The following is a 12,577-nucleotide window of genomic DNA, read 5'->3' on the forward strand; positions in this document are numbered from 1 at the left end:
GTGCCATCGTGGCCGCAAGCAGTGCAGACACCTGGTACAGCAACCCCTTTCCCCTGGTGCCGGTCGTGCGGCTCGGCCCGTCGGCGGACCTCGGCGACGCCCCGGTCGAGGCCGCGGACTCGGGCAACGCCCATGTCCCGACCCGGACCCTCGGGGAACTCCAGGGCCTGGTGCGCGACTACCTCCGGGACCGGCCCCGGGGCGGGCGGCGCGGCCGGGCGATCGCCGTGGTGGGCGAGTTCGGGCTCGGCAAGTCCCATGCGGCCCGGGAGGTCTGCAACGCGCTGGCCCGCCCGGACGGCCCGGCCCTGTGGATCGTCGACGAGCCGGCGCAGGACTTCGGCCGGATGTACCGCGACCGGCTGCGCGGCCCCGCCGACAGCCCGGAGGGGCGTGCCGCGTTCGAGGAACTCGTCCGTGACTACTACGCCTACGTGACGGCGGTGCGGGTCGGCGAGCAGAGCTCCGAGTCGCGCCCGGGCCGGCCGGACGACATCCCGCTGGGCGACATCGCCCTCGACGACATCGCCACCGGACTGCGCGACCGCGTCCTCGACCCCGACAAGGTGGTCTCCGCCCTGCGCTACGACCCCGAGGTGATGCACGCCGATCTGCGCGTCACCCTCGGCGAGGTGACGGAGCACCGGCGGTTCGCCACCGCGCTCGCCCTGCTCCAGGACCCCCGGTTCACGTCGATGGTGTGGGCGTGGCTCAGCGGCGACGAGCCCGCGCAGCAGTTGCGGGAACGCGGCATCAAGGACGCGGTCTCCGGCATCGACCCGGTCTTCGACGCGCTGGCCGTCCAGGGCTTCCTGCACGGCCGGGTGGGCAAACCGTACGTGCTGCTGATCGACTCGCTGGAGAAGGTCTTGGACTGGCCGGAGGATTCCCGGCGCACGTTCGTGGACGCCTTCGAGCGGCTGGTCAACGTGTATGTGAGCCGGGGTGGCCTGCTGGTGTTCTGCACCTCGCCGCGCGGGCTCAACGCGTTCCGGCCGTCCCTGCACGAGCGGGTGGTGCAACTGTGGCCGACGCGGTTCGGCGCGGAGCTCACCGGGCGGCTGGTCGCCGAGTACGTCGGTTCGGGGGCCCGGCCGGACGCGTCCGAAGGGGCGGAGGCGATCGAGCGGTGGCCCGCGCCGTTCGGCTCCGAGTCGGTCGGGATCCTCCAGGAACTCACCGGCGGGGTGCCCCGGGAGATCCTCAAGACCTGCCATCATGCCTGGCAGTTGAGCGAGGACGGCGGGGGCGCGGTCCGGGAGGTGAATGCCGCGACCGTGCTGCGGGCGGTGCGTGAGCTGCACGACAACGTCTCCGGGGACCAGGTGGTGTCCACGATCCACGACGCGCTGGCCGAGGGCCAGTGGCGCATCGCGTCGCACGACCCGGTCCCGGCGCGGGGAGCCGACGCCGACCGGCCGCTGGCGGTGGCGTACTGGCTGGAACCGGTCCCCAACGCCTACATCGCGGTCGTGGTCACCGCGTCGGTGCTCGTCGCCGACGACGAGGAACGCATCACGGCGCGGGTCCGGGCCCTGCGCGGCGCCCTGCACCCGGCGCAGGCCGAAGTGCTGCTCGTGGTCAACGGCCATGTGTCACGGACCATGCGGGACCGGCTGGCGCGCTCAGTGGGCTCACAGCCCCTGGTGTACCGCCCCGGAGACTTCGCACAGGCCGTGAACCAGGCCCTGGACCGGCTGCGCGCACGTCTCACCCAGCTGCGCCGGGAGGCCGATCTCGCGGAACTGACCACCGAGTTGCGCAGTGCCCTCGGTGAGCACGGTTCCCAGCTGGGACAGCTGCGGCGGACGGTGAACGATCTGGCCCGACGTGATCTGGTCGCGGCCGCGCCCGGGCCGGCGCGTTCGGCGTTGCCGGAAGCCGTCGAGGGGCGGTTCGAGGAGGTGTTCGCGCTGCTGGACGCATCCGTGGAGCGGCTGGCCGGGCGCCCGCCGGGCGGTGCCGCGACCGGTGGTCCGGCCCTTCGGGTGGGGCCGTCCGATCTGGCGGCACTGGGCTGCGCCACGTTGGTGCGGCAGTTGACGGAGACCTTCCGTTCCGGAGCCGACACCTGGTTCCGCGCCGTCTCGGCCGACGTGCCGAGTGAGGAGCAGTGGGCGCGGCTGCGCGGGGTGTGCCGGGAGTACGAGACGGCGGTGGAGGTGCTGCCCGTGCAGGCTCTCGGCGGGGCGGGCCCGGTGCACCGGCCGACCGTCGCGCGGGCGGTGGAGGCACTCGCCGACGAGGTGTGGGGCGCCCTGGTCAGTGCCGTGCGGTCCGCATGACCCCGCCCACGGCGTCCGCGAGCAGACGCAGCCGGCTCTCGGCGTGGGTGACCTGCCGCTGGTCCAGCGTCACCCCGAGGACATAGTCCCGCGGCGACAGCCAGATCACGTACACGGCGCCCTCCTGGACGTCCAGGACGAGGCGGTCGGCGGGTGGCGGCACCACCAGCCGCAACGCGTCGGTCAGCCGGGCGAGATGGCCGCGCAGGCTGCGGGCGAGGTCGCGGTAGGAGGTGCGGCGGGAGCGCACGCTGGTCTCCAGGAAGCGCGGGCCGAGCTCGGGACTCTCGAAGACGTCGCCCACGCAGACGAGCTTCCAGTCCCGGTAGTAGGCGGCGTACTGCAGGTCCAGGGTGTTGACGTGGGTGCCCCACAGGGCCCGCAGCCGCATCTCGGAGGGGCCGTCGTGCTCGGCCGCCGCCGTCCCGAAGTCGATCCGCAGCCTTCCCTTGTCCTCCGGCAGGGGTTCCAGGGTGTCCGTGAGGCCGCCGGGCAGCTCGTCGGGCAGGTGGTGCACCTGGGTGCGGATGGCGGAGACGAGGCGGTTCATGGCCTCGTCCACGGCGGGCGTCCCACCGGGCGTGTCGGTGTGCGCGGACAGGTACTCCCCCGGCTTGACGCGGCCGCCCCACAGTCCGCCGTGCGCGTTGGCCAGCACGACGCGCATCAGCTCACCCGTGCCCAGCGGCCGCGTCAGCGCGCCCAGGTCCTGGGTGCACAGCAGCAGCCGGCTGCCGGGCAGCGCCTCGTTGGCGATGTCCTCGCCGCCCACGGTGACCATGCTGCTCAGCGGCGGGCAGTCGCGCCGGCGGACCACGAAGTCGATGATCCCGTTGCTGTAGTGCGACACCGACCTGAGGGCGGGGACACCCGCGAAGGCCCCTCGGCACAGCGCTGTTATTCGGCCGTGGCCCTCCGGGGACCAGTGGGACTCCGTGAAGAGCTCGGTATCGGTCTCCGCGTGCGGGGCTGTCGCCACCTGCGCTCACCTTCCGTCGGGGAACCACCCGGGCGCCGGCCCTAGATACCGGGCAGTTCCAGATCGATGTCGAAGTCCCTGGCGGGCGCGGTGGAACCGGTGGCCCGGGAGGTGAGCCAGGCGTGGTGCGCCCCCACGCGCCGCCCGTCGGGGCGATGCCCCATGTCCAGGTCCCGCAAACGGCGCAGGGCGCTCTCGACGAGCCGGGTCGCCTCCCCGGGCCGCCCCGCCGCCGCGAGGGTGGCCGCGAGGGAGTTCTCCGCGGCGGACACCCAGGCGTGGCTGTCGCCGAGCCGGTCGGACAGCAGGTTCAGCGCGGCCCGGCCGATGGCCTCCGCGTCCTCGACGGCGCCGGAGGCCCTCAGGTACACCGCGTGCCGGACCCCGGCCAGGGCGGCGTAGGGGTGCCAGGCACCGAGGGTGCTCTCCAGGGCCCGGCCGCACAGGCGGGCCTCGTGTTCGGCCTCGTCGTGCTTGCCGAGTGCGTGCAGGTCGGCGGCGAGGCTGAAGCGGCAGCGCAGGGTGTCCAGATGGCCTGCGCCGAACCGGCCGGTGGACTCGGCGAGCACCCGCCGGTCCCGTTCGAGGGCCTTCTCGTAGCCGTAGACCCGCTCGTGGGGGCGGGCGGAGTTGTAGGTGATGCGCCGTTCGCTGACGGCCAGGCCGAGTTCGATGTTCAGCCGCGTGCCGGTGGCGACGTCGCCGTGCCGGTGCAGCCACTGCCGCAGCAGGTCCTGGGACTCCGCGTCGCGGCCCAGGGTCCGGTACACCCAGGCGAGCAGGTCCGCGGACCGCCAGACGGCCGGGTCGTCCTCGCCGCCGACTCCTTGGCGGTAGCGGAACCGGGCGAGGAGCCTGGCCAGGGCGTCGGGGGCTCGTCCGCTCAGGGCCTCCGTGAAGGCGAGGTTGTGCTCGGCCTGCACGGTCGCGGCGTGCTGCGGCCCGAGCAGCAGGGTCAGGCCCTCCAGGACCGGCCGGGCCTGGAACAGCGCGTCGGAGAACCTTCCGAGGGAGCGCAGGTTGGCGCCGTAGGAGTCGGCGGACAGCAGGGTTCGCGGGTGCAGGGGGCCGAGCAGCCGGCGGTGGCCGCGCAGGGCCTGCTCGGACAGCCGGCGGGCCGGTTCGTAGGCGCCGGTGAGGCGGTGGGCCCGGGCGGTGAAGTTGAGCAGGCGCAGGTACTCCGGGGAGGGGTCGTCGCCGTCCGCCGGCGCCCAGGAGGCCTGTGCGCGCTCGGAGATGTCGAGCAGGCGGGCCAGGTCGGCACTCTCGCCGCGCTGGCTGAGGGCGTTGAGGTGGCGCAGCAGGGAGCGCCGGACACGGGGGCGGTGGTCCTCCCACAGGCGCAGCGAGTACACCTCGCGGGCCCAGTCGGCGCTCAGGCCGCGGTTCTCGTCCGGGGTGTACTCGGCGAGGGTGCCGCGCAGCACCTGCTCGATGTGGGTGCGCTCGGCCGGATCCATGCCGGCGCGCAGGGCGTCCCGTACGGCGTGGTGCTGGCCGAGGGGCTGGTCGGGCCGGTCGAAGTCGACCTCCAGGAGCCCGACCCGGGACAGGGCCCACAGGGCGACGCTCACCATGTGTTCGTCGGGCATCCGCGTGTCGGGCGGAATCCGGCGCACCGGCGCGCCGTCCGCGCTGTCGTCGCGGGCGAGTTCGGAGAGGATGCGCCGCGATCGCAGCAGCTCCAGACCCATGCCCCGGCCGGTGAGCAGGGAGGCGGCGTTCAGCAGCCAGCCCAAAGCGTCGCTGGTACGGCTCTCGGCGCGCCAGGCGGCGGCGCCCGGGGTGTGCAGCACGGTCTGCCGTGCCACCCGCACCATGACCGGCACCGGCGGGGCGGTGCCCTCCTGTTCGAGCAGGGCCTGCTGGGCGGTGCGGTACTCGGCGAGGAGGTACGCGACGGCGGCCCGGGCCGCGGCCTGGTCGCCCATGCTGTCGTCGCGCCGGTGGGCCGCGGCGCGTTCGGTGAGGCAGAGGGCGGCGATGCGCAGGGCGAGCGGGACGAAGCCCAGGACCTGGCCGACCCGCTGGGCCTGCTCCTCGTCGATCTCGGTGAGCCGTTCACCGAGGACGGCCCGGCATTCGGCCGGTGACATGGGCGGCAGGGAGAACGCGGCCATGCCGGGCGTCGCCGGGGCGCTGCGGCTGGTGATCAGTACGTGCCCGCGGGAGTGCGGGGTGGGCAGCAACTCCTGCAGTCCGTCGGGGGAATCGGCCCCGTCGTAGACGAGCAGCCAGCTCTGTGTGTCGGTGCGGGAGAGGTGCTCGAACAGGGCCGGGGAGGCCCCGTCGCCGGTGGTGACCAGGTCGAGCCGGCCGGCGAGCCGGGTCAGGCCGCGGCGTGCGCGCGGGATCTCCCAGGAGCGCACCCACCACACGACGTCGTAGGCGGAGCCGAAGCGGTGGCACAGTTCCCGGACGATCTCGCTCTTGCCCCAGCCGCTCGCGGCGTGCACGACCAGCGGGGTGCGGTCCCGGCCCGCCGCGTGCAGTTCTTCGAGGAGACCGCCGAGGACGTCGTCGCGGCCGACGAAGCCGCTGTAGCGGGGGGCCACGTTGGTGACGGCGGGCAGCCGGGGGAAGCGGGCGCCGGGCGTGCCGTCGGTCGGGGGCGGTGCGCCGAGGCCGAGCCCGGCGTACAGGCGTCGTACGGCCTCGTCCTCGTCGGTGCCGCGCAGGTCGATGCGCTCGTGGTGGGCGGCGCCCGGGTCGGGGAAGGGCTCGTCGGCCAGGACGATCCGGACGTCGGGGTGGGACAGGGCGGCGAGCTGGGCGAGGGCGGCGTGGTCCATGTCCGCCGGGGAGAGGAAGAGCAGCGCGGTGCCGGGGGCCGGCCGGTCACCGGAGTAGGCGTCCAGGGGGCGCAGTTCGGTGCGGATGCCGCCGCGCCGGAACTGGTCCTCCAGCCAGGCCGCCCAGGGCGCGTGGCGCTGGGAGTGGACGAGGGTGACCCGGCTCAGCGGCAGCGGACGCCGGTTGCGGAGCCAGTCGGCGAGCCGCTCGTAGTAGGGGCGCAGCCCCGTCACGGAGCCCTCCGGCTCGCTCTCCACGGCGAGTTGCCGGGCGTCGAGGTAGAGCGGGTGGTACGGGACCTCCAGGAAGGCGACCTCGGAGGTGCGGGAGGCCCGCATCAGGGGACCGAACTTGCGGCGCACCCGTTCGCGTGCGCCGCGCAGCCGGTCGTGCGACTCGACGTTGCTCTTCAGGCCAAGGGCAAGCAGCCGCACGGGCCGGCCGGACCGGCCGCCGCTCATCTGCTCGGCCAGGGCGGCTGCGCCGTCGATGGACCAGGCGGTCATGGCGAAGCAGAGCACGAGGGAGTCGGCCAGGGCGCCGAGTCTGCCCTCGGTCTGCGCGCCGATCGCGTCGGGCAGCGGGGCTTCGACGAGGACGTGGTCGTAGGCGAGGGCCCCGGGGTCCGAGGTGAGGGCGAGAAGGGAGGCGGCGTCCGGGCGGGCGGCGGAGTGGACGCGTCCGGGTTCGGGTTCGGGCAGCGGGGCACCGCCCGGCGTGCCGGTCGCCCGGCCGTCCACGACCAGGACGCTGCGGTTGCCGGCGGCCAGCAGGTCCGCGACGTTGTGCACCGTCGTGCTGACGCCGAGGTTCTCCGCGGTGGAGCAGAAGAGGGCGAACCGTCCCGAGCGGTCGGCTGCGTGGATGTCGGGCATGGCCACTCCGCTTCGGACGGCAGGTGCTGGACGGTGGGGGCACGACAGTCAGGGACGGTCAGTATAGGACGGGTTGCCCCTGATCAGACGGTTTCGCGTGAGGGCCGCGTCGGCGCGTGGGCCGGTCATTGGCTCTCGTTGTGGCCGGTGACGAAGGGTTCGTCCGGGTCCCCGCCGGTGCGCAGCCGGCGCAGCGTCTCGCCCAGCGCGGAGGGCGGCAGCGCGGCGAGGTCGTCGAGCGGCACGCCGGTGAGGTCCAGCACGACGGACTCCAGTGCGGCCTCGTCCCGCTCGGCACCCGCTTCCTCGAGCTCTGCCATGGCCCATCCTCCGCGGTGCCCGACGGACCGCCGTCGTGGCGGCTCTCCACGCCCGGCGCCTGGGTGTCCCGGGACTCGGTGTCCAGTGTTGACGTCCCCACGGGCCGCCGCGGGAAAACGGCGACTTTCGGGCGGTGGCGGCCCGGACGACGGATTCTCGATGTTGACGGTCTGTCACCGGCCCCGAATACTGGGCCCACTGGCGTGGACCGGCCGGACGGGCACGGGCCGGGCGGCATGCGAACCGGGGGGTGCGTATGAATCGGCTGCGCCATGCGGAGCCGCCGTGGCCGGTCGCGGCCGACGTCGCGGCCAGGGAGGCGGCCGGCTGGGTGCCCGCGCCGCTGCACTCCTTCGTCCTGAAGGTGCACAGCCGGTGCGACCTGGCCTGCCGGTACTGCTACATGTACCGCGCGCAGGACCGGAGTTGGCGGGAGCAGCCGCGCACCATGGCGCCGGAGACGGTGGACCGCACGGCCGGGCGCATCGCCGAGCACCTCACGGCGCACGGGGTGCGTGAGGCCGGTGTGGTGCTGCACGGGGGTGAGCCGCTGCTGGTGGGTGAGGCCGCTCTGGGACGCGCCGCCTCGGTGCTGCGGGCCGCGGCAGGTCCCGGCGTGCGGCTGCACCTGACGCTGCAGACCAACGGGGTACGGCTGACCGAGCGCTGGCTCGACCTGTGCGCCGAGCACGGCATCCGCGTCTCGGTCAGCCTGGACGGGGATCGGGCGGCGCACGACCGGCACCGCCGTGGCGCGGACGGGCGCGGCAGCCACACCCGGGTCGCCGACGCCGTGCACCGGCTGGCCGAAGGACCCCATCGCGAGCTGTTCGCGGGCCTGTTGTGCGCCATCGACCTGCGCAACGACCCGGTGCGCGCCTACGAGCACCTGCTCACCTACCGCCCTCCCGCCGTGGACTTCCTGCTGCCGCAGGGCAATTGGCACACTCCCCCGCCCGGGCTCGGCCCGGGCACCCCGTACGCGGACTGGCTGTGGCGGGTGTTCGAGCGGTGGTACGGGGCCGGGCGGCGGGAGACCCGGGTGCGGCTGCTCGAGGACATGATGGCGCTGCTGCTCGGCGGTTCCCCGGAGACGGAGGCGCTGGGCGTGGCCCCGGTGCGGTACGCGGTGGTCGAGACGGACGGTTCACTCGCCCAGGACGACACGCTGCGCACCGCGTATCACGGCGCCGCCCGGACGGGACTGCACATCCGCCGCGACTCCTTCGACGCGCTGCTGCGGCATCCAGGTGTGGCGGCCCGGCAGTGGGGCGTCGACGGCCTGTCCGCGCAGTGCCGCGACTGCCGGCTGCGGCTGGTGTGCGGGGGCGGTCACTACGCCCACCGCTACCGCGCGGCCACCGGGTTCGCGAACCCCAGTGTCTACTGCGCGGACCTGGCCGCTCTGATCACGCGGGTGCGGGGGCGGCTGGCCGCGGACCTGGACCGGCTGCGCACCGCCGCGGCGGAAGCGGCATGAGGCGGCCCGTGCCGCTGCGTGTGCCCGGCAGGCTCTTCACCGCGCTCGCGACGGGCGGCGGCGGGGCCGGCGCCCTGCGCCTGCTGGCCCGTGCCGAGCACAGCCGCCGACTGGCCTGCGCACTGGCGGTGAGGCGGGCCGCCGGTGCGGCCGGCGGGGACGTGGCCGACGCGGCCGCGCGGGCGTGGGACCTGCTCGCGACCGCACATCGGACCGATCCCGGGGCCGTGCGCGCGGTCCTGTCCCACCCCTCGGCGGGCACCGCCCTGACGTCCCTGCTGGCCCGGCTGGACCGGGCCGTCGAGGGCGGGAGCGGCGCGGCGTGCGCGCCGCCAATCCACTGGTTCAGCGCCCTGGCCGCGGCCGCCGCGGTCCGCGCGGGCGTGCCCGGCCGGGTGCGGTGGCCGATGACGACGGACCAGGTGTTCCTGCCCTCGCTCGGCGGGGCGCGCTTCCCGGGCGCCGGGCCCGGTGACCTGGCCGAGGTGGTGGTCGACGCCGTGGGCGCGGCCCGGATCGGGGTGGCGGGGCGCGCTTCCCCGCCCGGCCCGGTCGAGGTGCCGCCGGCTCCCTCCGGGCCGTCGGGGCGGTGGCGGGCGGCCCACCCGCTCGTGGTGTCCGGCACCGGCGCGCCGCTGTTCCTGGACGACGCCGACCCCCTGCGCTTCCCCGGCGTCCCGGAAGGGCCGCTGGGGCTCACCCCGGGCGACCTGCACCGGTGGGAGGCCACGGCACAGGGAGCCTGCCGTCTGCTGCGGGACCACCATCCGGGGACGTACGCCGAACTCACCGCCGGTCCACGCACGTTGGTCCCGGTCGACCGCCCGGGCAGCTTCAGCGGCAGCAGCGCGGAGGCGTTCGGCGCCATGGCGTTGTCCCGGCCGCGCTCCGCGCGGGGCCTGGCGCTGTCCATGGCCCACGAGATGCAGCACGGCAAGTTCGCGGCGGTGCTGCACCTGTTCGACCTGTTCGAGGCGGACGGCGAGGAGCTCTACTACGCTCCCTGGCGCCCCGATCCGCGCCCCCTGCTCGGCCTCTTCCACGGAGCGTACGCACACCTGGGCGTGGCGGAGTTCTGGAACCGGTGCCGGGACGTGGAGCAGAACCCCGGGGAACTGGCCCTGGCGGAGGCTCAGTTCGCCCGTTGGCGGACGGGCGCCCGGGAGGCCACGGAGGTCCTGCTGACGTCGGGCCGCCTCACCGCCCTCGGGCAGCATTTCGCGCAGACGATGCTGAGCACGCTCGACGCCCTGTGCCGGCTCCCGGTCCCGGCCGAGTCCCGCCGCCGCGGCATGGCCCTGGCCGCCGAACACCGCGCGCAGTGGGTCCGCAGGAACGGGGTGCCGCAGGCGCAGCTGATCTGACCTGACCGCGCCGGACGGGAGAGGCCGTGATGGGCCTGCGAACGCACCCGGGTGAGTGGCAGATGCCACTCACCCGGGTGCGTCGGCGCGCTCGCAGAACCTCTCAGGACTGCGGACGGCTGCCGTGGTTGGCGCCGTTCTTGCGGCGGGCCTTCTTCTTGCGACGTCGCTTCGAGGACATCGAACCTCCTCTTTCCGGCTCTCGGTCACCATCCACCGGATTGCCGCGTCCGGTGACTACAGAGCCACTTTCCAGCCGACGCGAACGCAAACACACACGCTGCGGATACACACGGGTGGCCTATGTCACGGCCGCGGAGCAGCAGCACGCCCGCACGCGTGAACCCGGACATACCGCAGGGCCGCTTCCGGATACCTCCGAAAGCGGCCCTGACGTGCGACTCACACGAGTCGGGACGACAGGATTTGAACCTGCGACCCCTTGACCCCCAGTCAAGTGCGCTACCAAGCTGCGCCACGTCCCGATGCGTCTCGCGCGGGTGAAACCGCGTGATCACGCAGGTCAACCCTACCGCATGGGGACCCGCTACCGACCCGCTACCCGACCCGCTCCACGACTCGTTCCCCGTCGCGCCCACCGATTGGTTCCCCGGCCCGCGCCGCCGGCCGGTCCGGGCGCCGGGTCCACCCCGAGAGACCCACCGTCGAGACGGCCACGGCGAGAACGGCCCACCAGGGGAGTCCTGCCGTGGTGGCCAAGCCCGCGAAGGCCGCCACCGCCAGGAGGGCCGTGACGACACCTCCGGTCAGTTCGGCTCGCCGGGCGGATCGCTCTCGCGTCTGGTCCACGTCCTGCTCCCCTTCGCCCACACGCCGGCACGCCCCGGCCATCCGCACCGCAGGGCATATGCCGCAAACAATACGCGAGTCCGCGGGAACTCCCGACCAGGGCATAGGGGTTGAGACGGACAACGGGGGCGGGGCCGGTGCGATGCCGGCCGGCGTCGGGGCCGGCCCCCGGCGCGAGCCGGATCGACGAAGTGTCCGCCCGACTCCGCCGGCACCCCACACTCTGTCCAGACCGTTCCCCCGTCGGCCAGGGCTAGGTTCGCCGCATGACGCACAGCTTCGTACTCCACATCCCCGACGCAGAGCTCGAATCCGAGCCCCTCGCGCCCGAGCAGATCGTCTCCGGGACGCCCGAGGTGACCGGGAAGGTGGTCTGGGAGTCGGAGGACGGCCGTCAGGTGCGGGGCATCTGGCAGATCACGCCGGGCGTGGTCACCGACACCGAGGCCGACGAACTGTTCGTCGTGATCAGCGGGTCGGCGACGATCGAGGTCGAGGGCGGGCCGACGCTCACGGTCGGGCCGGGCGACATGGCCGTGCTGCGCGAGGGCGACCGCACGACGTGGACGGTGCACGAGACCCTGCGCAAGGCGTACGCGATCAACCTCTGAGCCGGATGCGTCATCAGGACGCCGGCGCCGTGGTGCCCCGGATCTCCAGCGTGGGCGTGGCGAGTTGGACCCGGCCCGCGCCGCCCGCGTCCTCGAAGCGCTCCAGGAGGCAGCGGGCCGCGCGGCGGCCGATGTCGTGGCTCGTGTTGTCGACCGTCGTGAGCCACACGTGCCGCAGGCGGGCGATGCTCGTGTTGTCGTAGCCCACGACGGACAGGTCGTGCGGGACGCGCAGACCCAGTTCCCCGGCCGCCGAGAGCGCGCCGATCGCGGCGATGTCGTTGACGGCGAAGACGGCAGTGGGCCGGTCGGGGCGGCCGAGAAGCCGGACGGTCGTGCGGTAGCCGCCCTCCTCGGTCATGTCGCTCGGCTCGACCACCGCCTGGTCCGCGAGGCCGTGCCGGCGCATCGTCGCCTCGAAGCTCCGGCGCCGCAAGTCGCCGACCGCGCCGTATCCCGCGATGTGCGCGATGCGGCGGTGCCCGAGGCCGATCAGGTGCTCAGCGGCCAGCCGGGCGCCCCGTTCGTCGTCGCCCGCCACGATGTCGACACCCGGCGGCGCCGGTTCGCGGGAGCCGGCCAGGACGACCGGGATCCGCGCGGCCACGTCGCCGAGGGCCGCCGGGTCGGGCAGTGTGCCGACCACGACCAGGCCGTCGACGCGCAGGTCCAGCAGCGGGTCGGCCGGGTCCTGGCCGGAGCGGCGGTTGAGACGGGCGTCGGCCAGCAGCATGCGCAGGCCGTTGGCGTGCAGCAGGGAGTTGAGGCCGTCGAGGAGGTCGACGAACCAGGGGTTGCGCAGGTCGTTGAGGAGGACACCGATGGTGCGGGTGCGCTGTTCACTGAGGCTGCGGGCGGCGGCGTTGGGCCGGTAGCCGAGCTCCCGGGCGGCCCGGAGCACGGCGTCCCGCTTCTCGGGGCGGACCTGGTCCGAGCCGCGCAGCGCGAGGGAGACCAGCGACTTGGAGACACCGGCCCGCTCGGCCACGTCCCGGATCGTCGGCGGTCTCATGGGATGGACCGTTCCATGAGGCGGCGCGGCTTGTCAAAGGGTTGACA

At 74.2% G+C, this 12,577-nt stretch carries 10 protein-coding genes and 1 tRNA gene; 4 read left to right on the top strand and 7 right to left on the bottom strand.

The window, feature by feature from the left end:
- The first annotated feature begins 8 nt into the window (after positions 1-8).
- Entirely contained in the window at positions 9-2,285 is a 2,277-nt protein-coding gene (locus ADK65_RS19365; protein WP_053671560.1) for a hypothetical protein, read from the top strand.
- On the opposite strand, the gene ADK65_RS19370 is transcribed toward ADK65_RS19365, so the two are convergent.
- The 3 genes from ADK65_RS19370 to fxsA all read right to left on the bottom strand — a co-directional run bounded on the left by ADK65_RS19370 (position 2,263) and on the right by fxsA (position 7,252).
- On the bottom strand, positions 2,263-3,264 hold the full coding sequence (locus ADK65_RS19370; protein WP_053671561.1) for a hypothetical protein: 1,002 nt from the start codon (positions 3,262-3,264) through the stop codon (positions 2,263-2,265). The genes ADK65_RS19365 and ADK65_RS19370 overlap by 23 nt on opposite strands.
- A gap of 41 nt (positions 3,265-3,305) precedes the next feature.
- Positions 3,306-6,932, bottom strand: coding sequence for an FxSxx-COOH system tetratricopeptide repeat protein (gene fxsT, locus ADK65_RS19375; RefSeq protein ID WP_053671562.1), 3,627 nt, complete (start codon positions 6,930-6,932; stop codon positions 3,306-3,308).
- A gap of 125 nt (positions 6,933-7,057) precedes the next feature.
- Positions 7,058-7,252 (bottom strand): FxSxx-COOH cyclophane-containing RiPP peptide, encoded by a 195-nt coding sequence (gene fxsA / locus ADK65_RS19380; protein ID WP_053671563.1) that lies wholly within the window; start codon positions 7,250-7,252, stop codon positions 7,058-7,060.
- Between the two features lie 257 nt (positions 7,253-7,509).
- On the opposite strand from fxsA, the gene ADK65_RS19385 reads away from it, so the two are divergent.
- Complete coding sequence (locus ADK65_RS19385; RefSeq protein ID WP_053671564.1) at positions 7,510-8,733, top strand: FxsB family cyclophane-forming radical SAM/SPASM peptide maturase; 1,224 nt, start codon at positions 7,510-7,512, stop codon at positions 8,731-8,733.
- Positions 8,730-10,097 carry an aKG-HExxH-type peptide beta-hydroxylase gene (locus tag ADK65_RS19390; protein WP_053671565.1) on the top strand — a complete coding sequence of 456 codons (1,368 nt, stop codon included), beginning with the start codon at positions 8,730-8,732 and terminating at the stop codon, positions 10,095-10,097. Before ADK65_RS19385 ends, ADK65_RS19390 begins: the two co-directional genes overlap by 4 nt.
- A gap of 103 nt (positions 10,098-10,200) precedes the next feature.
- Here the strand turns inward: ADK65_RS19390 and ADK65_RS39945 are convergent, their stop codons facing one another.
- From ADK65_RS39945 to ADK65_RS19400, 3 genes are all read right to left on the bottom strand, one after another.
- Positions 10,201-10,278, bottom strand: coding sequence for a 50S ribosomal protein bL37 (locus ADK65_RS39945; RefSeq protein WP_370443954.1), 78 nt, complete (start codon positions 10,276-10,278; stop codon positions 10,201-10,203).
- A gap of 230 nt (positions 10,279-10,508) precedes the next feature.
- A tRNA-Pro gene (locus tag ADK65_RS19395) sits at positions 10,509-10,582 on the bottom strand.
- A gap of 73 nt (positions 10,583-10,655) precedes the next feature.
- The gene (locus ADK65_RS19400) at positions 10,656-10,907 is read right to left on the bottom strand and encodes a hypothetical protein (protein WP_159038804.1); all 252 of its coding nucleotides are present in this window, start codon (positions 10,905-10,907) and stop codon (positions 10,656-10,658) included.
- A 266-nt stretch (positions 10,908-11,173) separates the two neighbouring features.
- Here ADK65_RS19400 and ADK65_RS19405 point away from each other — a divergent pair, with 266 nt between their 5' ends.
- Positions 11,174-11,518 (top strand): cupin domain-containing protein, encoded by a 345-nt coding sequence (locus tag ADK65_RS19405; RefSeq protein ID WP_053671567.1) that lies wholly within the window; start codon positions 11,174-11,176, stop codon positions 11,516-11,518.
- A gap of 13 nt (positions 11,519-11,531) precedes the next feature.
- Here ADK65_RS19405 and ADK65_RS19410 read toward each other — a convergent pair whose 3' ends face one another.
- Positions 11,532-12,530 (bottom strand): LacI family DNA-binding transcriptional regulator, encoded by a 999-nt coding sequence (locus tag ADK65_RS19410; RefSeq protein ID WP_053671568.1) that lies wholly within the window; start codon positions 12,528-12,530, stop codon positions 11,532-11,534.
- Positions 12,531-12,577: the final 47 nt, after the last annotated feature.

The organism is Streptomyces sp. NRRL B-1140 (assembly GCF_001280065.1).
Classification (GTDB): domain Bacteria; phylum Actinomycetota; class Actinomycetes; order Streptomycetales; family Streptomycetaceae; genus Streptomyces.

What these genes read in the sequence shown, in the direction of transcription:
- fxsT (WP_053671562.1), bottom strand. Translation starts at nt 6,932, where the DNA reads ATGCCCGACATCCACGCAGCCGACCGCTCGGGACGGTTCGCCCTCTTC.
- ADK65_RS19410 (WP_053671568.1), bottom strand. Translation starts at nt 12,530, where the DNA reads ATGAGACCGCCGACGATCCGGGACGTGGCCGAGCGGGCCGGTGTCTCC.
- ADK65_RS39945 (WP_370443954.1), bottom strand. Translation starts at nt 10,278, where the DNA reads ATGTCCTCGAAGCGACGTCGCAAGAAGAAGGCCCGCCGCAAGAACGGC.
- ADK65_RS19385 (WP_053671564.1), top strand. Translation starts at nt 7,510, where the DNA reads ATGAATCGGCTGCGCCATGCGGAGCCGCCGTGGCCGGTCGCGGCCGAC.
- fxsA (WP_053671563.1), bottom strand. Translation starts at nt 7,252, where the DNA reads ATGGCAGAGCTCGAGGAAGCGGGTGCCGAGCGGGACGAGGCCGCACTG.
- ADK65_RS19405 (WP_053671567.1), top strand. Translation starts at nt 11,174, where the DNA reads ATGACGCACAGCTTCGTACTCCACATCCCCGACGCAGAGCTCGAATCC.
- ADK65_RS19390 (WP_053671565.1), top strand. Translation starts at nt 8,730, where the DNA reads ATGAGGCGGCCCGTGCCGCTGCGTGTGCCCGGCAGGCTCTTCACCGCG.